Source organism: Rhizobium sp. YIM 134829 (genome assembly GCF_046546455.1).
This window is the reverse complement of record NZ_JBKHKI010000001.1, coordinates 265,036-291,378: the sequence shown is the minus strand read 5'-3', so window position 1 is coordinate 291,378 and position 26,343 is coordinate 265,036. Positions and strand designations below refer to the sequence as shown.

General features: G+C 65.6%; 25 protein-coding genes. 8 read left to right on the top strand and 17 right to left on the bottom strand.

Annotated elements, in window-relative coordinates; all coding sequences use genetic code 11:
- Positions 1-55: 55 nt before the first annotated feature.
- From ACLE20_RS01425 to ACLE20_RS01415, 3 genes are all read right to left on the bottom strand, one after another.
- On the bottom strand, positions 56-1,492 hold the full coding sequence (locus tag ACLE20_RS01425) for an FAD-binding oxidoreductase (protein WP_410938463.1): 1,437 nt from the start codon (positions 1,490-1,492) through the stop codon (positions 56-58).
- 58 nt (positions 1,493-1,550) lie between these two features.
- On the bottom strand, positions 1,551-2,564 hold the full coding sequence (locus ACLE20_RS01420) for an L-threonylcarbamoyladenylate synthase (protein ID WP_410938462.1): 1,014 nt from the start codon (positions 2,562-2,564) through the stop codon (positions 1,551-1,553).
- A gap of 69 nt (positions 2,565-2,633) precedes the next feature.
- On the bottom strand, positions 2,634-3,233 hold the full coding sequence (locus tag ACLE20_RS01415; RefSeq protein WP_410938461.1) for a DUF6656 family protein: 600 nt from the start codon (positions 3,231-3,233) through the stop codon (positions 2,634-2,636).
- A gap of 547 nt (positions 3,234-3,780) precedes the next feature.
- On the opposite strand from ACLE20_RS01415, the gene ACLE20_RS01410 reads away from it, so the two are divergent.
- Both ACLE20_RS01410 and ACLE20_RS01405 read left to right on the top strand, forming a co-directional pair.
- The gene (locus ACLE20_RS01410; RefSeq protein ID WP_410938460.1) at positions 3,781-5,025 is read left to right on the top strand and encodes an aromatic ring-hydroxylating oxygenase subunit alpha; all 1,245 of its coding nucleotides are present in this window, start codon (positions 3,781-3,783) and stop codon (positions 5,023-5,025) included.
- A 1-nt stretch (position 5,026) separates the two neighbouring features.
- Positions 5,027-6,127 carry a 2Fe-2S iron-sulfur cluster-binding protein gene (locus ACLE20_RS01405; RefSeq protein ID WP_410938459.1) on the top strand — a complete coding sequence of 367 codons (1,101 nt, stop codon included), beginning with the start codon at positions 5,027-5,029 and terminating at the stop codon, positions 6,125-6,127.
- 32 nt (positions 6,128-6,159) lie between these two features.
- Here the strand turns inward: ACLE20_RS01405 and ACLE20_RS01400 are convergent, their stop codons facing one another.
- Both ACLE20_RS01400 and ACLE20_RS01395 read right to left on the bottom strand, forming a co-directional pair.
- Complete coding sequence (locus ACLE20_RS01400) at positions 6,160-7,407, bottom strand: S41 family peptidase (RefSeq protein ID WP_410938458.1); 1,248 nt, start codon at positions 7,405-7,407, stop codon at positions 6,160-6,162.
- A gap of 85 nt (positions 7,408-7,492) precedes the next feature.
- Positions 7,493-8,494 (bottom strand): glycoside hydrolase family 25 protein, encoded by a 1,002-nt coding sequence (locus tag ACLE20_RS01395; protein WP_410938457.1) that lies wholly within the window; start codon positions 8,492-8,494, stop codon positions 7,493-7,495.
- A gap of 177 nt (positions 8,495-8,671) precedes the next feature.
- On the opposite strand from ACLE20_RS01395, the gene ACLE20_RS01390 reads away from it, so the two are divergent.
- Entirely contained in the window at positions 8,672-9,142 is a 471-nt protein-coding gene (locus tag ACLE20_RS01390) for a BA14K family protein (protein WP_410938456.1), read from the top strand.
- A gap of 201 nt (positions 9,143-9,343) precedes the next feature.
- On the opposite strand, the gene ACLE20_RS01385 is transcribed toward ACLE20_RS01390, so the two are convergent.
- Complete coding sequence (locus ACLE20_RS01385; protein ID WP_410939111.1) at positions 9,344-10,357, bottom strand: zinc-binding alcohol dehydrogenase family protein; 1,014 nt, start codon at positions 10,355-10,357, stop codon at positions 9,344-9,346.
- A gap of 138 nt (positions 10,358-10,495) precedes the next feature.
- On the opposite strand from ACLE20_RS01385, the gene ACLE20_RS01380 reads away from it, so the two are divergent.
- Complete coding sequence (locus ACLE20_RS01380) at positions 10,496-10,861, top strand: winged helix-turn-helix transcriptional regulator (protein ID WP_410938455.1); 366 nt, start codon at positions 10,496-10,498, stop codon at positions 10,859-10,861.
- Positions 10,862-10,904: 43 nt separating this feature from the next.
- Here the strand turns inward: ACLE20_RS01380 and ACLE20_RS01375 are convergent, their stop codons facing one another.
- Positions 10,905-11,894: a transporter gene (locus tag ACLE20_RS01375; RefSeq protein WP_410939110.1), complete on the bottom strand. Its 990-nt coding sequence runs from the start codon at positions 11,892-11,894 to the stop codon at positions 10,905-10,907.
- Positions 11,895-12,246: 352 nt separating this feature from the next.
- Here ACLE20_RS01375 and ACLE20_RS01370 point away from each other — a divergent pair, with 352 nt between their 5' ends.
- Complete coding sequence (locus ACLE20_RS01370; protein WP_410938454.1) at positions 12,247-13,995, top strand: acyl-CoA dehydrogenase; 1,749 nt, start codon at positions 12,247-12,249, stop codon at positions 13,993-13,995.
- 37 nt (positions 13,996-14,032) lie between these two features.
- Positions 14,033-14,785, top strand: coding sequence for a crotonase/enoyl-CoA hydratase family protein (locus ACLE20_RS01365; RefSeq protein ID WP_410938453.1), 753 nt, complete (start codon positions 14,033-14,035; stop codon positions 14,783-14,785).
- Between the two features lie 29 nt (positions 14,786-14,814).
- On the opposite strand, the gene ACLE20_RS01360 is transcribed toward ACLE20_RS01365, so the two are convergent.
- Together ACLE20_RS01360 and ACLE20_RS01355 are read right to left on the bottom strand one after the other, a co-directional pair.
- On the bottom strand, positions 14,815-15,651 hold the full coding sequence (locus ACLE20_RS01360) for a hypothetical protein (protein WP_410938452.1): 837 nt from the start codon (positions 15,649-15,651) through the stop codon (positions 14,815-14,817).
- Positions 15,648-16,103, bottom strand: coding sequence for an abscisic acid-deficient protein Aba4 family protein (locus tag ACLE20_RS01355; RefSeq protein WP_410938451.1), 456 nt, complete (start codon positions 16,101-16,103; stop codon positions 15,648-15,650). Before ACLE20_RS01355 ends, ACLE20_RS01360 begins: the two co-directional genes overlap by 4 nt.
- A gap of 94 nt (positions 16,104-16,197) precedes the next feature.
- Here ACLE20_RS01355 and ACLE20_RS01350 point away from each other — a divergent pair, with 94 nt between their 5' ends.
- Entirely contained in the window at positions 16,198-17,115 is a 918-nt protein-coding gene (locus ACLE20_RS01350; protein WP_410938450.1) for a LysR family transcriptional regulator, read from the top strand.
- Between the two features lie 333 nt (positions 17,116-17,448).
- Here the strand turns inward: ACLE20_RS01350 and ACLE20_RS01345 are convergent, their stop codons facing one another.
- Both ACLE20_RS01345 and ACLE20_RS01340 read right to left on the bottom strand, forming a co-directional pair.
- Positions 17,449-18,702 carry a class I SAM-dependent RNA methyltransferase gene (locus ACLE20_RS01345; RefSeq protein ID WP_410938449.1) on the bottom strand — a complete coding sequence of 418 codons (1,254 nt, stop codon included), beginning with the start codon at positions 18,700-18,702 and terminating at the stop codon, positions 17,449-17,451.
- A complete protein-coding gene (locus ACLE20_RS01340; protein WP_410938448.1) occupies positions 18,699-19,475 on the bottom strand; it encodes a TlyA family RNA methyltransferase in 777 nt (258 codons plus the stop codon). Before ACLE20_RS01340 ends, ACLE20_RS01345 begins: the two co-directional genes overlap by 4 nt.
- Positions 19,476-19,680: 205 nt before the next feature.
- Here ACLE20_RS01340 and ACLE20_RS01335 point away from each other — a divergent pair, with 205 nt between their 5' ends.
- Positions 19,681-20,793, top strand: a complete 1,113-nt coding sequence (locus ACLE20_RS01335) for an OpgC family protein (protein WP_410938447.1) — start codon at positions 19,681-19,683, stop codon at positions 20,791-20,793.
- A 27-nt stretch (positions 20,794-20,820) separates the two neighbouring features.
- Here the strand turns inward: ACLE20_RS01335 and dxs are convergent, their stop codons facing one another.
- The 6 genes from dxs to ACLE20_RS01305 all read right to left on the bottom strand — a co-directional run bounded on the left by dxs (position 20,821) and on the right by ACLE20_RS01305 (position 26,306).
- The gene (gene dxs, locus ACLE20_RS01330; protein ID WP_410939109.1) at positions 20,821-22,770 is read right to left on the bottom strand and encodes a 1-deoxy-D-xylulose-5-phosphate synthase; all 1,950 of its coding nucleotides are present in this window, start codon (positions 22,768-22,770) and stop codon (positions 20,821-20,823) included.
- 185 nt (positions 22,771-22,955) lie between these two features.
- On the bottom strand, positions 22,956-24,341 hold the full coding sequence (locus ACLE20_RS01325) for an APC family permease (RefSeq protein WP_410938446.1): 1,386 nt from the start codon (positions 24,339-24,341) through the stop codon (positions 22,956-22,958).
- Between the two features lie 78 nt (positions 24,342-24,419).
- Positions 24,420-24,776: a DUF86 domain-containing protein gene (locus ACLE20_RS01320; protein WP_410938445.1), complete on the bottom strand. Its 357-nt coding sequence runs from the start codon at positions 24,774-24,776 to the stop codon at positions 24,420-24,422.
- Positions 24,766-25,074, bottom strand: coding sequence for a nucleotidyltransferase family protein (locus tag ACLE20_RS01315; protein ID WP_410938444.1), 309 nt, complete (start codon positions 25,072-25,074; stop codon positions 24,766-24,768). The genes ACLE20_RS01320 and ACLE20_RS01315 overlap by 11 nt, the downstream gene beginning before the upstream one ends.
- Positions 25,075-25,113: 39 nt before the next feature.
- On the bottom strand, positions 25,114-25,374 hold the full coding sequence (locus tag ACLE20_RS01310) for an exodeoxyribonuclease VII small subunit (RefSeq protein ID WP_410938443.1): 261 nt from the start codon (positions 25,372-25,374) through the stop codon (positions 25,114-25,116).
- A 2-nt stretch (positions 25,375-25,376) separates the two neighbouring features.
- Positions 25,377-26,306 carry a histone deacetylase family protein gene (locus tag ACLE20_RS01305; protein ID WP_410938442.1) on the bottom strand — a complete coding sequence of 310 codons (930 nt, stop codon included), beginning with the start codon at positions 26,304-26,306 and terminating at the stop codon, positions 25,377-25,379.
- Between the last annotated feature and the right edge of the window lie 37 nt (positions 26,307-26,343).

Below are 26,343 nucleotides of genomic sequence, written 5' to 3'. Positions count from 1 at the left end.
TAAACGAAACTCTGCCAGCTGTCGCGTCGGCCTGCTGAAACGCTGCTAGCCTTTGTTACACCTTGGCCCGCAACACCTTGTCCGGGTTCATGATGCCCGCCGGGTCGAAGGCCGTCTTGATCCGCTGCATGAGGTCGATCTCGATCGGGCTGCGGATGGCGGCGAGTTCGTCGCGTTTCAGCTGGCCGATGCCGTGCTCGGCGGAGATCGAGCCGCCATGCTTGAGCGCGATGCCGTGGACGAGATCGTTGATCTCGCGCCAGCGGTCGAGAAAGGCTCGGCTGTCGGCGCCGATCGGTTGCGAGATGTTGTAGTGGATATTGCCGTCGCCCATATGGCCGAAGGAGCAGAGCCGCGCGCCGGGGATCGCGGCCATCACCGCCTGATCCGCCTCCGCCATGAAGGCGGGGATCGCCGCGACGGGCACGGAGATATCGTGCTTGATCGAGCCGCCTTCCGGCTTCTGAGCGGGCGACATGCTTTCGCGCATGTGCCAAAGCGCCTTGCGCTGCGCTTCGCTGGCAGCCACCACCGCATTCTCTACAAGCCCATCGCCGATCGCCTGCTCCAAGAGGCCCTCCATCATCCGTTCAGCGCTCTCGGCGCTGTCCGAGGTCGAGATGTCGATCAGCGTGTACCAGGGGTGAACCGTGTCCATCGGGTCGCGCACACCCGGAATATGGCGTGCGGTGAACTCGACTCCGATGCGGGGCATCAGCTCGAACCCCGTCAGCGCCGGTCCGCAGCGCGTTGCCGCACGCTCGAAGAGGGTCAGCGCATCCTCGACGCTTCTCAAACCGGCAAAGGCGACCTGGTGGCCGAGCGGGCGCGGGAAGAGGCGGAGCACCGCGCCCGTGATGACGCCCAGCGTGCCCTCGGCGCCGATGAAGAGATCGCGCAAATCAAACCCGGTATTGTCCTTCTTCAGCCGCCGCAGCCCGTCCCAGATCTCCCCCGTCGGCAGCACCACTTCGAGCCCCAGGCAGAGCTGGCGCATATTGCCATAGGCGAGCACCGCCGTGCCGCCGGCATTGGTAGAGAGATTGCCGCCGATCCGGCAGGAGCCCTCCGAGCCGAGCGACAGGGGAAAGAGCCGCCCGGCCGCTTCGGCGGCCGACTGAACATCGGCCAGGATACAGCCGGCTTCCGCCACCAGCACATTGCCGACCGGGTCGACATCGCGGATGCGGTTGAGGCGTTCGAGCGAAAGCACGATGTCGGCGCGCCCCTCGCGCGGGATCTGTCCGGCGACATGGCCGGTATTGCCGCCCTGCGGGACGACGGCCACGCCCGTCTCGCTGGCGAGCCGCAGAATGGCGGAGACCTCCTCGACGCTGCCGGGCTTCAGCACCACCGGCGTGCTGCCATAATAGAGGCCGCGCGTATCGGCGAGATAGCGAGGCCCCGCCTCGGAGCCGGCCACAGCATGGGCTGCGCCGACAATGGCAATGAAGCGGTCGGTCAGCTCGGCGGAAGGACGGGTGTTCGTCATGACGAAGGCTTTCGGTCTTCAACTAAAAGGATGGGGCGGGACGTCTCGGAACAAGAGGCTAGGAGCGGGGTGCCGCGGCGCGCTCCAGACGATCGCGGATCGCCTCGCCGAGACCGGTCGAGGGAACGGGACCGATGGCAATGCGGGGCGCGCCGCTCGCATCCGCCTGTTTGAGAAAGGCAAAGAGATTGGCCGCAGCCTCGCGGAGATCGCCGGAGGGGCTGAGATCGAGCACCAGTCGTGCCGTATCCTCGCCAGGCAGGGCCGCACCGCCGAAGCGGATGAGAGCCTCGCCCGCCGCTACGTCGCGCGCGTCGAGCCGGAGCGCGGCATCGGGCGCATAGTGCGAGGCAAGCATGCCGGGCGCCTCGATGGTGGCGCCTGCTGTCGAGCTCCGCAGCAGCGGGCGTCCGGCGACCGCCTCGATCTGCGCGGCATCCAGTCCGCCCGGGCGCAGCAGCCGCAGGCGGTCGCCCTCCACCTTCACGATGGTGGATTCCAGGCCGACCATGGAGGGGCCGCCATCGAGGATCAGTGCGATTCTCTCGCCGAGATCGGCGGCCACATGAGCCGCCCGTGTCGGGCTCACGCCGCCGGAACGGTTGGCACTTGGCGCGGCGAGGGGTCGGCCGAAGGCGGCGATCACCTGACGGGCCACGCCGTCCGGCATGCGAAGGCCGAGGCTCGGCAGCCCGGCGGTGGCGAGGTCATGGACCGTGCTTCCCGCGCTGCGCGGCAGGATCAGTGTCAACGGCCCGGGCCAGAAGGCCTCGGCCAGCGCGCGCGACAGGGGATCGAAGACCCCGTGCTCTGCGGCCATCTCCATGTCGCTGACATGCGAGATCAGCGGGTTGAAGCGCGGCCGGCCCTTCACCTCGTAGATCCGGGCGATCGCTTCAGCGCGGGTGGCATCTGCCGCCAGGCCATAGACGGTCTCGGTCGGAATGGCGACCGGTAGGCCCTCGGCAAGCACCGCCACCGCCCTTTGCAGCGCCGCTTCGGGCGTGGCGATCGCATCGACGATCTCCGCTCTGTCCGCCGGCTGAGCCTGCGTCGCTCCGTCCTTGGTCATCGCGCACCTTCCTTCGCCCGCCTTCTAGCGGATCGGTGTGCGAAACTGAATGGTTTTCTGGACTGCCCGTTAGAGCGCCTTGATGATGGCCCGCAGCGCGTCGTTCTTGGCGCCGAGCATCAGCACGTTCTTGAGCGCCGTCTTCGGATCCTGGGTGCGAAACAGCAGCCCGCCGTCCCGGATCGTCCGATTGATGACCAGCTTGCCGGCTTCCTTGTCGAGATCGGTGGCGACGGCGAAATACATGCGCGAATAGCCCCGCTTCACATCGTCGAAGAAGGCGCCTTCCTTGCCGATCTCGGAGTAGAAATTGGCGATGTAGAAGGACCAGCGGACATCATCGAACTCGGCGAATTTCGTGCGGGCCGCCGTGACATGGCAATAGCCCAAATGCGGGCTTCCCTCGATCGTGCGGTGAAAGATCATCTTGGGAAAGCGGATCGAGGCGTGGAAGCCGTTGATCTTCTCATAGGCCTGCGTGCCGGCGGCCTCGAGCTTGCGGCCGGTGCGCGCGGCAACCTCGTCATAGGAGAGATAGCGCTTCGGCTGACGGTTCTCGTTGGATGGCCGCTTGATGCGCCCTGTGCGCAGGAAATCGACATAGATCGCAGCCTTCAAGCCCGTGTCTTTCTTTTCCGGTCCGGCGGCGAAATATCTCAGCTTCGACATGGCTCTCATCCATCGGGAAGGGACGGGGCTGGAAGGCCTTGAAAGCAGTGCCGCATCGACTGACGCGTCCCTCCTGCTTCCGCATAGAAAGGCCTACCGGTCGCTGATGGTGCGAAGCTTGCGCTTCCTCCGACCGGGTGTCTCGCGGTCATGTCGCAAACATGCTCGCCGCGACGGTCTCGAATGGCTGCTGGTCGAAAAACGAACATCTGCCCTGTTTTTGCGCATCGTCTTGTTTCCACTTACCGATTACCGATCTTCGGCGCGCTCTTAACCTTCGCAATCCTTGTCGCCAAAGGCTCAGGCCGTGTCGCGATCCGGCGCCTCCGCCGCCGGTCTCCGCAGCTATGGTGCAGCGCATCGGGGCCTGCATCGAAGCGCAGGTCCCCGGGATCTCCCGTCGCGGCCGAGCCCGCATGGGCGGTCCCGAGAGACGACATTTCTTGCAAGAAGCGGCGAGGCGGAGCCGCCCGGACCACCCGTGTCACGCGATGCGGGGGAGGGGCCGTGCCGGGCCTGCTCAGACCGCGGCTGAAGGACGAGGCAGATGGATTTCCGCAGCGAAGTGCTCCGCAGGCTCACGAACCGGCGTGTCGATCACAGCCTGGAGCAGGCCTTCTATACCGATCCGGACCTGTACAAGCTCGATCTTGAGGAGATCTGGTACAAGGACTGGCTGTTTGTCGGCCATGATTGCGAGATCCCGCGCGCCGGCAATTATTTCACGCTGCAGGTCGGCGACTATCCGGTCGTCATCACGCGCGACCGCCAGGGCGTCGTCCGGGCGCTCCACAATTCCTGTCGGCATCGCGGCTCGCGCGTTTGCAGCAGCGCGAAGGGCGCCTCGGCCAAGCTCGTCTGCCCCTATCACCAGTGGACCTACGAGCTCGACGGTTCGCTGATCTTCGCCCGCCAAATGGGCGAGGATTTCGACAAGGCGGCCCATGGCCTGAAGCCGATCGCCTGCGAGACGGTCGCCGGCTATATCTTCCTCTCGCTCGCCGACCACCCGATGAGCTTCGAGCCGGTGCGCGAGATGGTAACACGCTATCTGGCGCCGCACCGGCTGGAGAACACCAAGGTCGCCTTCGAGAGCACGATCGTCGAGAAGGGCAATTGGAAGCTGGTCTGGGAAAACAATCGCGAGTGCTATCACTGCGCCGCCAACCATCCCGAGCTCTGCCGCACCTATCCGGAAGCCCCGAGCGCCACCGGCGTGCAGGGCGCCAAGGACGATCCGGTGATCGCCGAGCATTGGGCACGCTGCGAGGCCGGCGGGCTGCCGAGCGAATTCCGCATCCATGAGAGCGGTCAATATCGTATCGCCCGCATGCCGCTGGTCGAGGATGCCGAAAGCTACACCATGTCGGGCAAGCGCGCCGTGCGCCGGCCGCTGTCGGACGCGGTTCCCCAAAGCCAGATCGGCACGCTGCTCTTCTTCCATTATCCGACCACCTGGAACCACGTGCTGGCCGACCACGCCATCACCTTCCGCGTCCTGCCGCTGGGCCCCGAATTGACGCAGGTGACGACGAAGTGGCTGGTCCACAAGGATGCAGTGGAAGGCGTCGACTACACGCTCGACGAACTCACCCATGTCTGGACCGAGACCAACGACCAGGACCGGCAGATCGTCGAGGAAAACGCCTTCGGCATCCGCTCGCCGGCCTATCAGCCCGGTCCCTATTCGCCCGAGCATGAAGGCGGCGTGATGCAGTTCGTCGAATGGTACACGACTTTCCTGCAGAACCGGCTGCAGGGCGTCGCCAAACCCTTAACCCGCGTGGCCTGACATGACCGCCCTGACCGCCTTCCGCCATTTCGACGAGCTGCAGCCCTTCAACGACCGGCAGCATCTGCTCGAATGCATCGCCGCCACCGAAGAGGCGCCCGATGTCATGACCTTCGTCTTCAAGTCTGACCGCGACGGCTGGTTTCGCTATCTGCCGGGTCAGTTCGTGACGCTCGAACTGCCGGTGACGCCGGACGAGCCGGTGATGCGCACCTACACGCTCTCCTCGACCCCCTCGCGGCCCTTCTCGGTCTCGGTCACCGTCAAGGCGCAGCCGGGTTCGATCGGCACGCGCTGGATGTTCGAGCGGTTGAAGCCCGGCATGCGGCTGAAGGCGTTCGGCCCGCTCGGCGATTTCTCCTTCGTGCGTCATCCGGGCGAGCGCTATCTGTTCATCTCCGCCGGCTCCGGCATCACGCCGATGATGTCGATGACGCGCTGGTTCGCCGATTGCGCGCCGCAGACCGATGTCGCCTTCCTCTCCTGCGCCCGCCGGCCGGCCGATCTTCTGTTCCGCGCCGAGCTGGAAACGCTGGCCGCGCAGATGCCGCATCTGGCGCTCGGCTTCGTCGTTGAAGGCCACGCGCCGAAGGATGGCTGGCATGGCCTGCGCGGCCGCATCGACGCCGCCAAGCTCGCGCTGCTCTCGCCCGACTTCAAGGACCGCACCGTCTTCTGCTGCGGGCCGGAGCCCTTCATGCGCGGCGTGCGCAGCCTGCTCATCGAAGCCGGCTTCGACATGGCCCGCTATCACGAGGAAAGCTTCCAGCCGGCCGCAGCCCCGGCGGACGAGGAACTGGCCATCCGCGCCGGCCAGGGCGAGGGCGCCGAGACGCCTGCCAGCCACACCGTCTCCTTCACCATGGCCGGCAAGCAGGCCGAATGCCCGCCCGGCCGCACCATCCTGCAGACCGCCCGCGCCGCCGGCGTGCGCATCGGCGCCGCCTGCGAAGGCGGCCTCTGCGGCACCTGCCGCGTCATGAAGCTTTCCGGCGAAGTCGACATGCAGCACAATGGCGGCATCCTCGACGAGGAAATCGAAGACGGCTACATCCTCGCCTGCTGCTCCCGCCCGCTGGGGGCGGTGCAGATCGAGGCGTGAGAGTTTTTGTCGAGTTCGAGCCCCGGCGCCCGCTATATCACAGCCTTCAACTCATCGAGAGCGGCATCCCGGTGCTTGCTGATGTCCTCTCGGTTCAGTCGCACGGCGATGTCTGGGGCTATCCCTCGGCCTTCGAACTGATCCCCATTCGGGAAAATCTCGCGCTTTGCTCCGACCGTGAAGACTGCTTTATCAAATGGCCTTACGATCAAGGGCTGCCCACTGCTTCCGCTGGTCGTCTCGCCGATCAAGGTAGCACGGCCTGTCACTTTGAATGGCATCAGGAAGTCTTCCGCAGCCGAAGCTGTGCCGATGTCGTGGAGGATGAAGAGTTTGCCTCGATAGGCAGCATCATCGGGCCTGTTAAGTCGAGCGCTCCATGAGTAGGTGGCGTTTGGCCTATCCGCAGCTCTCAACGTCGCCAATCTTTCCATGTGTTCGATGGCAACATCCACGCCCATTCTCAAAGGAGTGGCCTCCTTCCATGAGGGGTAGTCGATGTTCATCAGGGCGCGAATGAGCCGAATCGGCGTGTCGCCTCCGCCATTGCCGCGAATGTCGATCACCAAGGCCGGACTGTCTTTGTTGGCTGTCACGAAGGAAAGTGCGGCGTCTTCGAATGCCGGCTCCTCAAAGCTCCGGATCGTGATCGAGGGCGTCGAGCCGACGACGCTGCTCGACACTGCCGGTGGTGCTTCCGACCAAGCTTGTTTCTCCAGCTGGGCTGACTCTCCGTCGTCGAGGGTCAGCCGGAGCGGCGACGGAAAGAAGTATGGTTGCCGCCAAACGCGATAGTCCCGGTCCTGGGAACGCGATGCTGAAATGAACTGGTTGAATGGCGCCAGAAAGTCACGCGCCGGACAGTCTTCAATCGTCAAGATTGCAGTGCCGGGTGAGATGTCATCGTGTGTCGAGTGGGTTACAACCCATTCGGATCCGATCCGACGTGCCAGCAGGCCGAAACCATGCTCACCTGTCTCGAACAGGCGTTCATCGAAGTACGTCGTATGCGAATTGCAGAATGTCGCCAGGTATCGTCTTGTCTCCCGGAAGAAGTCGAACCGCGTCTCGCAGCCTGCCAACGCTTCTAAATAGGCCTTGAACATGTCCGCGTGAACAAGATTTGGCACGTCCTCCCAGTGGGCGAACGCGGCCTCAATCGAAGCATAGATGCTCGCTGCAGCAAAGTATTTGTCTTTTTCCGCAAGCCGACTCCGCACGGAATGCTCCAAGCCCAGAGGAATATGAGAGCATTCTAAAGCACTCTGGTCGTGTTTCAAGCCCGACCGTATCCCACAGCGACCCATGCTGCCATCAAGGAGGCCTCTGGAGCATGCCTCAAGCTTGAGGCGACCTCCGCGAGTTCTACCGCAACGCCAGATGCGGATTGGGGATCGAGGCTGTCGGGATTGGGTCGGGGATGAGGAGGGGGAGCGCCGGGGCGGGGCGGGCGTTGACGCCGGCTTGCGCGGTGGCGGTGGCGTCTGCGTCGAGCGGCAGGGGCTTGGCGGGGAGCAGCGCGCCGGTTGCCCATGCGGCTTTCAGGGCTTGCGCATTGCCGGGGGCCACGTTGACGTCGATATCGCTAAGCGTGCCGGCGACGCGGTAGGGGCAGCGGCGCTTGCCGCAATTGGACGAAGCCGAGAACTGCCAGAGGGCATAGGCGTCCCAGTTGCCCATGGGGAAGACGGCCCGGATGCCCGGCTGGTAGCGCGCATACCAGAGCGGCAGGCGCGAGAGGATCGGGTGCTCCGCCCGGTGATCGGCAATGTATTTCGCCGTGGAGTGGTTGGTATAGAGCATCGGGTAGCGGCCGGTGCGGGTCTTGATATGGCCGGCAAAGATCGCCGCATCCTCGAGCGACATGTATTTTTCCGTGTCCATGCCCTCGAGATCGAGCACCATCAGCTCGTCCGCCCGCGGCTCGGCATAGTCGAGAAAATGATTGGCCTGGTCGATCGGGTTGCCGGGACGGGCCAGATGATAGGCGCCCCAGAGCAGGCCATGGGCCTTGGCTACCATGCGCCGTGTCTGGAAGAGCTCGCGGCTGACCGCATATTTGCGCCACATGGTCTTGCAGTGGGCGAAGGTATCGCCGCCATGGTCGCCGACGCAGCTGTAGCTTTCCGGCAGGCCGTCGGAGGCCTTGGAGATGAAGCCGGCGATGCGCTTGTCGGTCAGCATCGCCTCCCAATCGATCGTGTTCAACTCATAGGCATCGACGACAAGTGCGTGATCGGCCGATTTCCAGGGCTGCAGGTCGCGGGCCTGTGGCGCGGCGGCGAAACCGATCGCGGCCAGCAACGCGGCGAGCCGCAAGGCCGGGCGAAACCAGTTTTGAAAGCTTGGTCTTTCGAAAGGTCGCATTGAAACATGCTGCGCCCACATGGTTAACCGAGGCTTAACAATCGAAACGCGGTGAACACAGGGGCTGGCCCGTACCGGTCCGCACCGAGCCGGTGTGCGGAACAATCAGCAAAAACACCCGTTACCGCAACCGAGAGACTGCTTCGCCAGTCCCTGAGCATTCGAACGGAGAATACCATGCGTTTCCTCAATACCCGCTTCCTGTCCGCCGTCGGTCTTTCCGCGGCCGTGTTCGCAACATCGCTGATGCCGGCCGAGGCCATGGTGCCGATCCCCGTTCAGAAGCCGGTCCAGGCCGCCACCGCTCCTGTCGAGCCCGTGCAGTATCGCGACCGTTCGGACATGCGCCGCGACCGTATCGACTGGCGCCGCGGCTATCACCGCCGCAACGGAGCCTATTACTATAACGGCCACCGCGGCTACCGCGAGGCCCGCCCGGGTTACCGCCGCTACAACGGCGCCTGGTTCCCGCTCGCCGCTTTCGCGACCGGCGCGATCATCGGCGGCGCGATCAACAACAACAATTCCGTCCGCTATGGCGGCAGCCATGTCGAATGGTGCCAGGATCGCTACCGCTCCTACCGCGTATCGGACAACACCTACCAGCCGAACAACGGTCCGCGCCGCCAGTGCAACTCGCCCTATTGAGACGTCACGCTTCCCGCGTTTGATCGATCGCCTCGATCACGCTTGATCGGCTGAACCGGTCATCTCGAAAGCCAGACCGGCCATGGCCGGACCGATCGGCCGAACCGATCAGATAGAAAGGCCGACCGGCCATGCCCGGTCGGCCTTTTGCGTTTCTCCCGGCGCGGAGGAGGCGATGGATAAACCCCCTCCGCCGGTCGTTCAGAACCCTTCGAGCACCAGCTTGCCGATCGACCGTCCGCTCTCCAGCCGCCGATGGGCTTCGATCAGTGTGGCGGCGTTGATGGGCCTGAGCGTCTCCGTGCGCGTCGTGCGCAGCCGGCCTTCATCGACAAGCGCCGCGACGGCATCGAGCAGGCGCCCCTGCTCGGCAAGGTCAGCCGTTTCGAACAGTGGCCGGGTGAACATCAGTTCCCAGTGGACCGAGACTGCCTTGCGCTTGAAGCCGACAATGTCGAGCGATTTCGGATCGTCGATCAGGCCGAAGCGTCCCTGCGGCGCAATCAGCTTCGGCAGGGTGTCGAGATGCTTGTCGGTGGCGGTGGTCGAGAAGATGAAGGCCGGCTCGCCGAGGCCGAGCGCCGCCACTTCCTCATCGAGCGGTTTCGTATGGTCGATCACATGATGGGCGCCGAGGCTCCTGACGAAGTCCTGCGTTTCCGGCCGCGAGGCTGTCGCGATCACGGTCAGATCGGTCAGAGTGCGAGCAAGCTGGATCGCGATCGAGCCGACTCCGCCGGCGCCGCCGATGATCAGGATCGCATGGGCCGCACCCGGCACGCTGCGCCGCACGTCCAGCCGGTCGAACAGCATCTCCCAGGCGGTGATCGCGGTCAGCGGCAGAGCGGCGGCATCCGCATCGCTCAGCGAGGCGGGCTTGTGGCCAACAATCCGCTCGTCGACCAGATGATATTCCGCATTGGTGCCGGGCCGGGTCAGGTCGCCGGCATAATAGACGGCATCGCCCGGACGAAACCGCGTGACCTCGGCTCCGAGGGCATCGACGATGCCGGACGCATCCCAGCCGAGCACCTTCCAGCTGCCGGTGTCGGGGCTGGAGGAGCCGCGCACCTTGGTGTCGACCGGATTGACGGAGATGGCGGCGACTCGTACGCGCAGGTCGCGCGGGCCGGGCTGCGGCGTGTCGAGCGTAATGTCGGTCAAGGCATCGGGGCGGTCGATCGGCCCGGCGTGTTGATAGGCGACGGCTTTCATCATGAGGCTCCTTGGTCTGCATTGGCCGGTCTGTCGCCACTCTTGGCAAGCCGACCGGCATGAGCCAATATTGGGCATAGGTCCCGAAAAGGCCAATACGCACAAACATCGCCCATAGTGTCGAAAAGGATACCGTCCATGTCCAAGCCGCGGCACAGCCGTTTCGATTGCTCGCCGGGCTGTTCGGTCGAGGCCGCGATGGCGTTGATCGATGGCAAATGGAAGAGCGTCATCCTGTTCCACCTGTCGGACGGCACGCTGCGCTTCAACGCGCTGCGCCGTGCCATCCCCGGCGTCACCCAGCGCATGCTCACCAATCAGCTGCGCGAGCTGGAGGCGGATGGGCTGATCGAACGGGAAGTCTTTCCGGTGGTTCCGCCCAAGGTCGAATATCGCCTCTCACCCCTCGGCCGCAGCCTGCAGCCGGTTCTGGTGGCGCTGAAAGATTGGGGCGACGCGAACATCCACCGCTTTGGGAAGAGCGAGACGCAGGCGGCCGCCTGAGCTCTCCCACCGCTTCGCCAAGTTTGCTGCTTGGGCCGGCTGCCTAGAGAATCCCGATTCGCTTCAGGATGGTCCAGGCGAAGCCCATGGAGGCGAGGATGAAGAGGCCGGCGATCAGGGTGCCGTGGACGCCGCCGGCGAGCGGCAGGTCGCTGGTGTTCATGCCGAAGAAGCCGGTGACCAGCGTCGGCGGCAGCAGGAAGGCGGTCATCAACGACAGAATGTAGAGATGGCGGTTGGTCTCCGAGGAGAGCTTGCTGTCGATCTCTTCATGCAGCAGCCGCGCCCGTTCCTGCAGCGCGAAGACATCGCGGTCCACCGCCTCCAGCCGGTCGCAGAGCCGCTCCGCCACATCGAGGAACTCCGGCGGCACCTCGTCCTCCTCGGCGGTCGCCGCGCGGCGCAGCAGCGCCAGCACGGTGCGCAAGTGCCGGTGGAGGCGCACGGCCGTTCGCCGCAGCGGCGCCAGGCGCGGCTGGCTGTTATGGCCGGCGCCGCCATAGACCTCATCTTCGAGGACGTTCAGGTCCTCGGTCAGTTCGAGAACCAGCCCGATCAGCGTGCGCTGGAACTCGGTGACGATCATATCGAAGAGGTCGATCGGCCTTGCGCAGCGCGGGTTCTTTTCCACCACAGCCTTGACCCGGTCGATGCTGCGCAGCGGGTGCAGGCGGGTGGTGACGATCATCCGGTCGCTGACGGCGAAGTTCAGCCAGCCGATCGTCTTGGTCATTTCGTCGAAGGTTCGCTCGAAATCGACCAGTGTTCCGAAGACCACTCCGTCCTCGGCCAGCACGGAGGCCTGGGTGTCGGCGCTGGTCAGGGTCGTAAGCGCCGCACGCGGCATGTCGCAGATGCGTTCGAGGAGCCCGGGCGTCCGCGAATCGCTGAGAGCCAGATGCACCCAGACCCAGCCGTCGCCCGGTGCGATCGCCGAAACCGGTGCGTCCGAAGGGATGCGCGTAGCACCTTCGCCCGGGCGGAAGCGATAGGCCCAGACGAGGCCGGGAATGTCAGGCGAGACGAGGTTCATCAGCGGTTCGTTCCTGCTCATCCTGCAAATGCCCTTAAGAGAAGGGGCAACGGATCTGCTCAGTCGGTCGTTTGTTGCTCTCAGGCCTTGGACCGGACGATCGGGACCCGCCTGTGGTAACGCCATGCCCGCTCGCCCGTGCGCCCTTGTGGACAGCGCGGACCGAGGCATTCGGTCGGCCGGGAGCTTAGCGCCGAACGGGGCGCGGTGAAAGCTCGGCTGTAGCGCAGATTTGCGACAGCTGCGTTGCATGCGTGACGCGCTCTCCCGCTGACGGGCCCATTCGCTGCAGGTTGACGTTTACGTAAAAATCAATAGGTTTGCCGGCGGGAGATGTGAGAGGAGGCCGACCATGTTCCGCACACCGGTGGAGGAGATCCTTTTCACGCTCGAGGCAATCGGCAGTCTTTCGTCCGGGCCGGACGCGGTGGAGCCGGATCTCGCGGAAGCAGTGATCCGGGAGGCGGGGCGGTTCTGCGATACGGAGATCGCGCCGCTGGCCGCCATTGGCGATCGCATCGGCTCCACGCTGAAGGAGGGGATCGTCACGGCGCCTCCGGGCTGGGCGGCGCTCTACCGCGCCTGGGCGGACGGGGGCTGGAACGGCGTGTCCGCCCCGGAGGAGTTCGGCGGCCAGGCCTTGCCGCATCGCCTGCATATTGCGGCCATGGAGATCTGGAACGCCGGGTCCATGGCCTTTGCGCTGGCACCCATGCTGACCTCCGGCGCCGTCGAGGCGCTCGCCGCGCATGGGTCGGCCGCGCTAAAGGCGCTCTATCTGCCGAAAATGGTCTCCGGCGAATGGACGGGCACCATGAACCTGACCGAGCCCCAGGCAGGCTCGGATCTCTCGACCCTGCGCACCCGCGCCGAGCGGCGGCCCGACGGCACCTACCGCATCTTCGGTCAGAAGATCTACATCACTTGGGGCGAGCACGACCTGACGGAGAACATCATCCATCTGGTTCTGGCGCGCATCGAGGGTGCGCCCGAGGGCACGCGCGGCATCTCGCTGTTTCTCGTACCGAAGTTTCTGCCGGATGCGCAGGGGCAGCCGGGCGCGCGCAATGACGTCCTCTGCCACGCGATCGAGGAGAAACTCGGCATCCACGCTTCGCCGACCTGCACCATGATTTACGGCGATGGCCGTTACGGGAACGAGCCCGGAGCCGTGGGCTTCCTGGTCGGCGAGGAAAATCGTGGCCTCGCTTGCATGTTCACGATGATGAACAATGCGCGGCTGGCGGTCGGTGCCCAAGGGGTGGCGATCGCCGAGGCTGCGACGCAGAAGGCGCTGTCCTTTGCCCGCGAGCGACAACAGGGCCGAGCCCCCGGCGCCGCCACGGCCAGCCCGATCCTCGACCATCCCGATATCGCCCGCACCCTGCTCACCATGATGGCACTAACCCAGGGCGCCCGCGCCATCACCTATGCCTGTGCCGAAGCCGTTGACCGCGCGCATGCCGCGGAACAGGCCGGCGAGGATGCCGGCCACTGGCGCGACCGGGCGGCCTTGCTCACGCCGATCGCCAAATCCTTCCCGACCGACATCGGCGTCGAGGTCGCCTCGCTCGGCATTCAGGTGCATGGCGGCATGGGGTATGTCGAAGAGACGGGTGCGGCGCGCCTGCTGCGCGATGCCCGTATCGCCCCGATCTATGAAGGAACGAACGGCATCCAGGCGATCGACCTCGTCACCCGCAAGCTGCCGATCGATGCCGGCGAACATGTGCGCGGGCTGATCGACGAGCTGCGTCGTGTCTCCGCCGCCGTGGCCCTTTCGAATGCCGGCTTCGGCGGCTGCGCGGCGCGGCTTGAAGGGTCGCTCGATGATCTCACGACCGCCACCGAATGGCTGCTTGCGCGGTTGGCCGCCGGCGAGCAGGCGGCTGCTCTTGCCGGCGCCACCGCCTATCAGCGCCTGTTCGGCCTGGTGCTCTCGGGCATCTTTCTGGCGCGCCTGGCGCTCCATGGCGAGGACGAGCGCGCAGCGCTCTGCCGCTTCTTTGCCGATCATCACCTCGGCGAGACCACCGCGCTTTGCCGGTCGATCTGCGAAGGCAGCGAAAGCATGATGGCCGCGCGCCGGGCCTTCGGCTGAGGCCAGAGCAGCGGGCACGACAGGAGAGACGGCAGGCATGACCGACGAGATCACCATCGACCATCCGAGCGATCATCCCGGCGTGAGGGTGCTGCGCTTCAACCGGCCGCAGAAGAAGAATGCCCTGACGCAGGCGATGTATCGCAGTTTGAACGCGGCCCTCGACGAGGCCGAAGCCTCCGACGCGGTCCGTGCCATCGTCTTTCTCGGCAGCGAGGGCTGCTTCTGCGCCGGCAATGACCTCGCCGACTTTGCCACCATGGCGACTGGCAGTGCGGTGGGCGGCGAGACCCTCGGCTTCCTTCGTCGGCTTGTCGAGGGCAGCAAGCCGCTGCTGAGCGGTGTCGACGGGCTGGCGGTCGGCATCGGCACGACGCTCACCTTGCATTGCGACCTGACGGTCGCCTCCGAGCGCGCGCTGTTCAAGACACCCTTCGTCGATCTCGGCCTGGTGCCTGAGGCGGGCTCCAGCCTTCTCCTGCCGCGGCTGATCGGCCACCAGCGCGCCTTCGCGCTGCTCTGTGCCGGCCTGTCGATGAGCGCCACGGAGGCGCTGCAGTCCGGCCTGATCGCCCGCCTTGTCCCGGCCGAGGTGTTGGAGCGGGAGACGCTGGCGCTCGCCGCGCTGCTCGCCAGCAAGCCGCCGGAAGCCCTGCGCCTCTCCCGGCAGCTGCTGCGCGGTGACCCGGATAAGCTCTCCGCCCGTATCGACGAGGAGGCCGCCCTCTTCGCCAGCCGGCTGCAGAGCCCGGAGGCCCAGGCCGCCTTTGCCGCTTTCCTGAACCGATAAAGGCCTCTGCCGCATCTGCGGGGCGTCGATTACGGAATAAACGGGCGCCCCATGAAAGCCAGCGCCATCGCGGCGAGGGTTGCGAGCGTCAGCACGGCTGCGCCGGCCGAGACCAAGGCCCAGGCCCGCTGCGGTGCGATCCGGTTTGCCAGCCAGCCGAGGAGGGGCAAAGCCTGCGCGGCATGCAGGCCGATGAAATGGCTGATGCGCAGGTCCCCCACCTCGCGCGACCAGCCGAACAGCGCGACGACATGGCGCGGATCCTGCGGCATTCCAACCAGATGGCCGCCGTTGAGACTGATCGCCGCGCCGGTCAGCAGGCCGAGCAGGCCGGACAGCGCGAAGCCGACGCCGATGGAGAGCCGGGCGCTGTCGTTGCGAAGACTGGTCTTCGTGTCGGCGCGGAGAATGGCGACGCCCACGGCGCTGGTGCCGAGCGTCAGGATCACCGCGAAGACGCCCATCAGCGCGAACATGGTGCGGGTATAGGCCGTCGTCAGATTGAAATGCGAGTCCTGCCCGGCCGCGGCCTGGGCGGCAATGTAGGTGATCTCGAACAAGGCGGGCACGAGGAGGGAGATTGCCATCAGGCGCCCGCGCCAACTGCCGCGTAACCGCTCTCCAAGAAAAGACCAGAAGACCGCTGCCGTCAGCAGATGAACCCCGAGCGACAGCGCGAACTTGATCGGCTTCAGCCAGACCGACAGGCCATGCACCTGACGCGGATCGGCGATCATCAGCAGGGCGAAAGGCAGGATCAGCAGCAGGAGAAGGACACCGCTTCGCGCGAGCCCGTCATTGACGGGAGGAACCCTGAGCCGCGTTGCAGCCCGCCGCGGGAGCAGGGGGATGGTCAGCGCGCTCATACCGGCTCTCCCGCGCCGGCCTTCGGCGTCGCAAGCCCGGTAAGGCCGAGAAGGGCGGCGAAGGCGAGCAGCCCGGCGGGCCCGAACAGGAAGGTAAGGCCAAGGATCGGCAACAGCAGCAGGCGGGGCACACCATGGCGCAGGCCGTGTTCTGCAATCAGCGTGCCGGCGAGGAGATCGAAGGCCAGATAATGGATCCAGCCGGCCAGCAGGATTTCGGGCGTCGCGAAAAGCGTCCGCACCGCCTCCAGAGATTGATACCCGCCCCCGGCGGAAGCGAAGAAGCCGGCGATCAGCGCGGCATAGAGGACGGCAAGGATCAGCGGGACGACCCAGCGCGCGACGGCGCGCGCCGGCGCCCTGATTGCCGGCACGAAAAGAGAGAGGACCAGCGCTGCCCAGCCAAGCAGCGCCAGCAATGAGGCAGAGGAAAAGATCTGTTCGACATTCATCGGAAACCCCTCTCGCGCGAACGATGGCTGATGCTAGACCAATCACGGATGTTTGGCGCTTGACAAAATCTGCATGTGGCTCATGCATCGATGCATGACCCCGCGATCACCAGACTTCGATCTTGCCGGCGTGGATTGGAGCTTGATCCGCGCCTTCGTTGCCGTGGTTCGCACAGGCAATCTGACCCGTGCAGCGAAAATCCTGAAGACGACCCAGCCGACGGTCGGCCGCCAGATCCGCCGTCTGGAGGAGCTCACCGGCGAGGTGCTCTTCGACCGCACCATCGCCGGCCTGCGCCCGACGGCCGAGGCGGCACAGCTCTATGAACGGGCCGAGGCGGTCGATAGGGCCGTCACCCAGTTCGTCACCGCGCTGCGCGGCCGGCCGGCGGGGGTCAGTGGAACGGTCCGGGTCACGTCGAGCCAGATCTTCGGCGCCCATATTCTGCCAGCGCTGATCGCGCCGCTGCTGGAGGCGCATCCGACGCTCGAGATCGAGTTGCTGGTCAGCGATGCGGTCGACAATCTGCTGCGCCGGGAGGCGGATATCGCCGTGCGCTTTGCGCCTCCCGACCAGGCCGAGCTGATCACGCGGCGGCTGGGAAGCGTATCGCTCGGCCTCTATGCCAGCCGCGCCTATCTGGACCGCACCGGTCGCGGCGTCCCGCGCGCGGCCGCCGATCTCGCTGGACACCGGGTCGTCGGAGAGGAGGAGGGGAGCCGGGCGGTGGCCTTCGGTCGCCAATACGGCGTGGCCATCCGCAAGGCCGATATCGGCTTCCGCTCCGCCTCGATGCCTGCGCAGCGCGCCGCCATTCTCGCCGGCATCGGCATCGGCCCGATGCTGGTTCATCTGGCAGAGATCGAGCCGAGCCTCGTCCGCATCCTGCCGGACATTACCGTTGCCACCCTGCCGCTCTGGCTCGTCGCCCACGACGACCTCCCCCGCAGCGCCCGCCTGCGCGCCGTCTTCGACCATCTGGCGGCGGAACTGAAACGCGTGGTGGATTAGTCCATCAGCGAGCCGCCATGTCCTGTCTTGTCAGAAACCCTCGGGAAATTTATTCTCCAAGAGCAAACGCCGGAGCGGACACTCCGACCGCCGACGCTTAAGTCAGAAACTGGACCCGCACGGTGATTGACCAGCTCGTGCGGGTTTTCTGTATCTCAAGCGTGATGCTGATGGGAAAGAAACCCGTGAACATCCCTCCTGATGACCGGCAAAGCCTTTGCCTGAGGTCGGGGTGGCTTATCCTCCCCGACGCGCCGGCTGGCTCAGCGCATGCTGCTTCTGCCCGTCACCGAGTCAGGATATCAGCATCGCGTCATATGTCTCCGCCGATCGTCAGTCGCGCACGAGCGTCGCCACGGCTTCGACATGGCTTGACCAGAGGAACTGGTCGATCGGGGTGACACCGGTCACACGGTAGCCGCCGCTGGTGAGGAGGGCGAGGTCGCGGGCGAGCGTCACCGGGTTGCAGGAAACGGCGACGATGATCGGGACGGCGGAGCGGGCAAGCTCCGTGCTTTGGGCTTCGGCGCCGGCACGCGGCGGGTCGAAGACGACGGCGTCGAAGGCCTTCAATTCGGAAACCATCATCGGCCGGCGGAAGAGGTCGCGCTTTTCGACCGTCACCGGCTTCAGGCCCTGCACCGCGCGGGCGGCGGCATCGAGCGCCTGCAGCGCCCGCTCTTCGCCCTCCACCGCGTGGACGCGGGCCTGGCGCGCGATGCGCAACGAAAACGTGCCCGATCCCGCAAAGAGATCGGCGACCCGCTTGGCACCGCCCAATCCGGCCATGACGAGATCGGCCATGGCCGCTTCCGCGACGCTGCTTGCCTGCGCGAAGCCGCCCGGGGGTGGTGTGACCGGAACCCCGCCGAAATCGAGCACCGGCCGGGTCGGCTCGACCAGCACCTCGCCAGCCACCGCCAGGCGGGCGATGCCGGGAACGCCGAGCACCGTATCGACCACATGGCGGCGATGCCGCTCGGACAGCGGTTTCAGCCCATCGACGGCAAGATCGAGCCCGACGGCGGTCTCAAGAATCGTGATGCGGAAGGGCTCGGCGTCGCTGGAAAGCGCGGCGGCGATCCGGCGCAGCGCACCGAGCCTCGACACGATGCCGGGGCTGGCAATCGAACATTCGACCACGGAGACGATATGATGGCTTTCGGCCTGGTTATAGCCGAGCAGCATGGCCTTTTCCGTCCGCCGCGCGGTCATCGTCACCCGTCGGCGCTCGCCGGGGCGGGCGATGACGAGCGGCGCCACCTCGGTCTCGATCCCACGCTGGGCGAGTGCGTCGACGACCAGTCGCCGCTTGAAGTCATGATAGAGCGGGTCGCTCGCATGCTGCAGGCTGCAGCCGCCACAGGTGCCATTCTCGCCATGCGGGCCGAAATGACGGCAGGGCGGCTGGACGCGCTCGGGCGAGGCCTCGAGCAGTGCCATCACCGTGCCCCGCTGCTTGGAGACCGCAAGCGTTGCCTGTTCGCCCGGGAGCGTGAAGGGCACATAGACCGGCCCCTCTGCCGAGGCGACGACGCCGTCGCCCTGCGGACCAAGCCGGTCGATCCGGGCCGTCAGCGCGCTCACGCGTCCGTCCCGTCATCAAGCGGCTTGCGCCCGGCCAAGAGATATTCCTGATTGCCGTCGCCGCCGGCGATCGGGGAGGGGATGAGGCCGAGGCTCTCCCAGCCTATCTCCTCCGTCAGCCACGTCTCGAGGCTCGCCGCCACATCCGGCGCCGTCTCCGGCGCTTTCAGGAGACCGGCCTTGCTGATCGCCTCGCGCCCTGCCTCGAATTGCGGCTTGACGAGCAGCAGGCAATGCGCGCCGGGCTCGGCCATCTCCAGCGCCGGGGGCAAAGCGAGACGCAGCGAGATGAAGGAGACGTCGGAGACGATCATGCGGATCGCCCGGCCCTCGAGCTGCTCGGCGTCCAAAGCGCGGGCATTGACGCCCTCCAGGCTGGTGACGCGCGGATCGGCCGCTAGCCGCGGGTGGAACTGTCCATGGCCGACATCGATGGCGATGACATGAGCGGCGCCGGCTTCCAGCAGCACCTCGGTGAACCCACCCGTCGAGGCGCCGATATCAAGACAGTCGAGCCCCTCCGGCGAGAGGCCGAAATGATCGAGCCCGGCCTTGAGCTTGAGCGCTGCGCGCGAGACATAGGGCTGGGCGGGATCGTCGATCTCGATGCGCACGTCGTCAGCGAAGCTTGCGCTCGGCTTGGTTACGACACGGCCGTCGATCGTCACGGTGCCGCGCTGGATCGCATCGCGCGCCCGGGCGCGGCTGGCGACCAGCCCTTTCATGAGAAGCAGCTGGTCGAGGCGGATGGGGGATGAAACGTCCTGGCTCATCCGCTCCTCTTCGCCCGCAGGCACCCCCTGTGGCAAGCCTCAAAGGGCTCGCTCGGCAGAAAACCTCCTCAAAAACCAGCATTCCATTAAAATTGCAGTTTTTGCATCAGCCAGCTTTGCACGCTTGCCGGCTAGTCTCGTCGACGGGAATGAACCTTGCCCATGCGGCCAGAAGGCCCGCAAGGGGCCAATTTCCGGACGAGCCATGAAGGCACAACGCGAAAATCGTATCGATCTCCTGCGCGGCCTCTGCCTGCTGCTGATCTTCATCGGTCATGCGGAGTACAGTTTCTCGGAAGGATTCCGCAATTCCCGCGGCTTCTCGGACGCCTCGGAGATCTTCGTCGTCCTGGCCGGGATCTCGGCGGTGCTCGCTTATTTCAAGCGCGGGGAGGGGCCGAGCTTCGTGCGTCCCTGGCGGCGCGCCGGCCGTCTCTACAGCGTGCACCTGCTGCTCTTCGCCCTCAAGGCGCTCGCTGCGGGTCTCCTGCTGTCGCTCGCCTCGCCTTATGCGCTTCCGCTCGACATGAACGGTTTCTGGTCGGATCCCCTCGGTCATCTGCCGGGCGTGCTGACGCTCGCCTATCTACCCTATAATCTCGACATCCTGCCCATGTACATGGTGCTGCTCATCCTTGCACCCTTCGCCATGTGGCTGGCCATGCGCTCGGTCGTGGCGCTCCTCATCGTCTCGGCGCTTCTCTGGCTCGCGGCCGGCGTCGGCCATCTCAACCTGCCGAATGGCGCCAATGATCTGGGCGTCTGGTTCTTCGACCCGATCTCCTGGCAGATCCTGCTGGTGGGGGGCGTTCTGCTCGGCCTGCGGATCAAGGAGGGCAAGACGATGCTGCCCTATCACCCGGCGCTCTTCAACGCCGCGGGCGTCTTCTGCATTGCCGCCATTCCGATCGCCTATCTCGCTCATTTCGAGATGATCGCCACCATCTTCGGCAGCCACTATCACGAGATGGCGTCGAAGACGAATGTCGGGCCGCTGCGGCTGATCAATGTCGCCGCGCTGATCTACCTCGCCTGGAACATGAAATGGGTCGAGGATGCGGCCAATTCGGGCACGTTCTCGCTGCTCCGCGATGCCGGGCGCCACAGCCTGGCGGTCTTCGCCACAGGCATCGCCCTTTCCAACCTGTGTGCTGTGGTGATGAAGGTGCATCCGGACATGCCGCTCGCATCGCAATTGCTGTCGCTGATCATCGGCTGCGGCCTGCTGCTCGGTCTCGGCCGGCATCTGGAGAACCGACGCCAGTCAACGCTTGCGCGCCAGCAGATCGATCGGCCGAGGCAGGTGGCTGCCGCCTGACGGCGACGACCTTTCCTCAAGCACTGGTCAGAGATCGGCTGCCCGACCACGGGTGGGGCCGGCAAGTGTGCCCTGACCGAGCGCCTTGAAGACGGTCGAAACGATGCCGGCCCGGTCGAGACCGGCCTGGGCATACATGACCTCCTGCTTGGCCTGCTCCATCCAGATATCCGGCAGGACGAGCGGTCGGACCTTGAGCCCCGTGTCGAGCAGGCCTTCGAGCGCGAGGAACTGCAGCACATGGCTGCCGAAGCCGCCGACGGCCCCTTCCTCGACGGTGATCAGCACCTCGTGATGGCGGGCGAGCTGGCGGATCAGATCGTGATCGAGCGGCTTGGCGAAGCGGGCATCGGCGACGGTGGTCGACAGCCCAGCCGCGTCCAGATCTTCCGCCGCCAACAGACAGTCGGCGAGCCGCGTGCCGAAGGACAGCAGCGCCACCTTGCTCCCCTGCTTCACGACGCGGCCCCGGCCGATCTCGAGAATCTGGCCGCGCACCGGCATATCGACGCCCACACCCTCGCCGCGCGGATAGCGGAACGAGATCGGGCCTTCGTCATAGGCGGCGGACGTCGCCACCATATGCTTGAGCTCCGCCTCGTCGGCCGCGGCCATCACCACGAATCCCGGCAGGGTGGCGAGATAGGTCGTATCGAAAGAGCCGGCATGGGTCGGCCCGTCGGCGCCGACGAAGCCGGCACGGTCGATCGGGAAGCGCACCGGCAGGCCCTGGATCGCGACATCATGCACGACCTGGTCATAGGCGCGCTGCAGGAAGGTCGAGTAGATCGCCGCGAAGGGCTTCAGCCCCTCGGTCGCGAGCCCGGCCGCAAACGTCACCGCATGCTGTTCGGCAATGCCGACATCGAAGCAGCGCGAGGGATGGGCGAGCGCGAACTTGTCGAGCCCGGTGCCGGACGGCATGGCGGCGGTGACGGCGACGATCCTGTCGTCATGGTCGGCTTCCTGGACCAGCGCCTCGGCGAAGACAGCGGTGTAGGACGGCGCATTGGGCTTGGCCTTGGCCTGGGCGCCGGTGATGACGTCGAAGGTGTTGACGCCGTGATATTTGTCGGCAGCCGCCTCGGCAGGCGCATAGCCCTTGCCCTTCTGCGTCACGACATGGATCAGCACCGGGCCATGGGCGTTGTCGCGCACATTGCGCAGGACCGGCAGGAGATGCTCGAAGCTGTGCCCGTCGATCGGGCCGATATGGTAGAAGCCGAGCTCTTCGAACAGCGTGCCGCCGGTCACATAGCCGCGGGCATGTTCGACGGCGCGGGTGATGGCGCGATCGACCGACTTGCCGAGATAGGCGGTCAGCTTCTTGCCGAATTCGCGGAAGCCCATATAGGTGCGGCCCGAGGCGAGACGGGCGAGATAGGCGCTCATCGCGCCGGTCGGCGGGGCGATCGACATGTCGTTGTCGTTGAGGATAACGATCAGCCGTGCATCGAGCGCCCCGGCATTGTTGAGCGCCTCGAAAGCCATGCCGGCCGACATGGCGCCATCGCCGATCACCGCGATGACATTGCGCTTCTCCCCGGTCATTTCGGAGGCGACCGCCATGCCGAGGCCGGCCGAGATCGAGGTGGAGGAATGGGCGGCGCCGAAGGGGTCGTAGGGGCTCTCCGCGCGGCGGGTGAAGCCCGAAAGCCCGTCCTGCTGGCGCAGCGTACGGATCCGATCGCGACGGCCGGTCAGGATCTTGTGCGGATAGCATTGATGGCCGACATCGAAGATCAGCCGGTCATGCGGTGTTTCGAACACCTTGTGGATGGCGATCGTCAGCTCGACGACGCCGAGCCCGGCGCCGAGGTGCCCGCCGGTGCGCGAGACCGCGTCGATCATCTCCACGCGCAGTTCCGCCGCCAGCTGCGGCAGGTCCTTGTCGTCGATCGCCTTTAGGTCGCTCGGCAGGGTGACCCTGTCGAGAAGCGGCGTCGACGGCGGAGATGTCGGATGGGTCACGCTCAGTCCTCTTACGATGCCGCGCCCACGCGACACCCTTGTCTTTCCTCTTGCAGACTCGCGTCGTGCCAGCAATCCCGCAGTGATTGCAAATTAAGGCGCGGCTGCGGCATGGGCGGGCTCGCCCAAGCCGGTCAATCTAGCCGATCGGCAGCGGGTCGCCTAGTGAAATGAACCAGACGTCCGGCGCTTCAGCCCGTCGTGGGCGAAAGCCGGCGCATCAGACCCACCGTAACCGCCCACAGCACGAGGCCGATCGCCACAAGGCAGCCGCCGATCACATACTGCACCGGGTCGCGGCCGGTCCAGGGCCCGGCCAGGAAGGCGCAGGTGAGCGCGCCGAAAACCGGAACGATGGTCGGCGTGCGGAAATGCTTGTGGGACACCGGATCGCGGCGAAGGACGAGCACCGCGATATTGACGACGCAAAAGACGCAGAGCAGCAGCAGCGCCGTGGTGCCGCCGAGCTGTGGTACGCCGCCGGCGAAGATCAGGAGGCCGATGGCGAGCAGCGTCGTGAAGATGATCGCCACATAGGGGGTGCGGCGGGTCGGGTGCACCTTGCCGAGCACATCCGGGATCACCTTCTCGCGGCTCATGCCATAGATCAGGCGGCTCGCCATCATCATGTTGATCAGCGCGGAATTGGCGACGGCCAGCATGGTGATGACGCCGAAGATGCTGACCGGAAACCAGGGGGCGCCGGCTTCGACGACCTTCAGGAGCGGCGTTTCGCCTTCGCTCAGCTGGTCGGCCGGCACCAGCGTGATCGCGGCGATCGACACCAGCACATAGATAACCCCGGTGATGCAGAGGCCGGCGAGCAGAACCTTCGGAAAGATGCGGCTCGGATTCTTGCACTCCTCGGCCATGTTGACCGAATCCTCGAAGCCGACCATGGCGAAGAAGGCAAGCGTGGTGGCGGCGACCACCGACCAGAAGACGCCGCTCTCTCCCTCCGGCGTAAAGACGAAGGCGCGGTTGATATCGCCTTGCCCGTTGCCGAGCGCATAGAAGCCGATGCCGATGATGATCAGGAGCCCGCTGAGCTCGATCAATGTCAGCCCGACATTGAGTTTGACGCTCTCGCCGACGCCGCGGAAATTGATGGCCGCCACCAGTGCCAGGAAGCCGACGGCCACCAGCACGACGATTCCATCCGCTGCGTCGAGCCCGAGCGCCGCCATGAAATTGGCCGAAAAGGCGCGCGATGCCGTGGCTGCCGAGGTAATGCCGGACGACATGACCGCGAAGGCGACGAGGAAGGTCAGGAAATGTACGCCGAAGGCCTTATGCGTGTAGAGCGCCGCACCTGCCGCCCGCGGATATTTCGTCACCAGTTCGAGATAGCTGAAGGCGGTGAGCAGGGCGACGAGGAAGGCAATCAGGAAGGGCACCCAGACGATGCCACCCACCTTGCCGGCCACCTGGCCGGTCAGCGCATAAATGCCGGTGCCCAGGATATCGCCGATGATGAAGAGCAGGAGCAGACCAGGCCCCATCACCTGCTTGAGCTCCGTCCTGCCCGTCTCCGGCGCCTCCTTGCTCAGGCTCGTCCCATCCAACCCCTCGGCCATCGTCGTCCTCCCACTCCACCAACTCGGTTCGACAACCTCAACTAGAGGCAGGGGTGGGGAAGGGAAGAGGCGGAAAGTCTAGCGCTCGCGCTCGTCGAAGCTGAGGATCGCGCCGTCGATATCCGTCTTCAGCTTCGGCATGATGTCCTGAGCGATTAGCCAAACCTGGCGGAGTTCGACCTTGTCATAGTCATGCCGGAAAACGCTGCCGATCGCGCGGATCTTCCGCCAGTCGTGATCGGGCAACAGCGTGCCGCCCAAGGGGCCGAGTTTGACGGCTGCTTCGGAAATGCGCGTCAGGCATCTTTCCACGGCGTCCTGGACCAGAGTATCCACGAGGAATTGATCGAGGCTCAAACCATCGATGTAGTTGAGGATGCGCGTAGCGTTCTCCTGGATGTCCTGGAGCCGAACGAGCGGCTTGCTAGAAGGCAACGGCGCGGTCCCGCTCGATCTCGGCGCGAAGACGATCTTTTCTCACCGGCTCCGTAACGATATCAACGGCCTTTCCAGACATGGAGGCAATTGCCGAGCGCAGGGTCTCGATCGCCCCGAAATAGCCAAGGCCTTGAAATTCCGGATCGTTGGAAAGCGTCACCAGCACATCGAGATCCGATTCTGCCGTTGCCTCGCCGCGCGCGACCGAGCCGAAGAGCGAGACGTGCACGGCGCCGGCTGCTTCCAGCACGGCGCGGTTGCGGCGCAGCATCTCAATGACCTCGTCCCTGTTCATGGACGCCAGTCTACAAGCAATGTCTCATGCTGTCGAGGCTCAGGCGGGATCGAGGGGCTCGACGCCCTGCGGCTTGCCGGCCCGGTCGAGGCGGATCTTTTCGATACGGTTTTCGGCCGCGTTGAGCAGCGCCTCGCAATGCTTCTTCAGCGCCTCGCCGCGCTCGTAGATCGCGATCGACTGCTCCAGCGCCACGTCGCCGCGCTCGAGCGCGGTCACGATCGCTTCCAGCTCCTCCACCGCCTTTTCGAAGGAGAGCGACTGGACGTCGGTCTCGGCGCGTGTCGTCTCTGTCGCCATGCTCATCCCCTCATCAGGCGCTGGATGTGTAGGCCTGCCGACTCGGCCAGGCCCACAAGGTCATAGCCGCCCTCGAGCAGGCTGACCACCCGGTTGGCGCTGAAGCGGCCGGCGACGTCGAGCAGCTTGCCGGTCGCCCAGTCGAAATCCTCGCCCGTCAGGTTGATCTGCGCCAGCGGGTCGCGGTGATGGGCGTCGAAGCCAGCGGAGATGATGACGAGATCCGGCTGGAAGTCCGCAAGCGCCGGCAAGACCCGGCTCTTGAAGGCCTCGCGGAAATGCTCGCTGCCGGTATTGGGGGAGAGGGGCGCGTTGACGATCGTGCCGTGCCGGCCTTCCTCGTCCTTGGCGCCGGTGCCGGGGTAGAGCGGCATCTGGTGGGTGGAGCAGAACAGGACGGAGGCGTCATCCCAGAAGATGTCCTGCGTGCCGTTGCCGTGATGCACGTCCCAGTCGACGATCGCCACCCGCTCGGCGCCATGCGCCCGCTGGGCATGGCGGGCCGCGATCGCGGCATTGTTGAAGAAGCAGAAGCCCATGGCCTTCGTCTTCTCGGCATGGTGTCCCGGCGGCCGGGAGGCGACGAAGACATTGTCCGCTTCGCCCGCAAAGACCGCATCGACGGCCGCGACCGCGCCGCCGATCCCGGTCAGCGCCGCCTGCAGGCTGGCGGGGCTCGCATGCGTGTCCGCCTCGAAGGAGTTGATGCCCTCTTCGGGGATCACCGCCATCACCGCGCGCAGGTGCTCTTCCGGATGGGCGAGGAGGACGAGGTCCTCATTGCCCTGCGGCGCCTTGAGCCGCTTCAGCGGCTGGAAGCGCTCATGCTCGAGCGCAAGGTTCAGCGCGCGCAGCCGGTCGGGCCGCTCGGGATGGCCCTCCGGCACCTGATGCTCGAGGAAGATCGGGTTCTCGTAAAGGATTGTGGTCATGCAAGGGATCTAACGCGGTCGGATGTTGCGTCCAGCC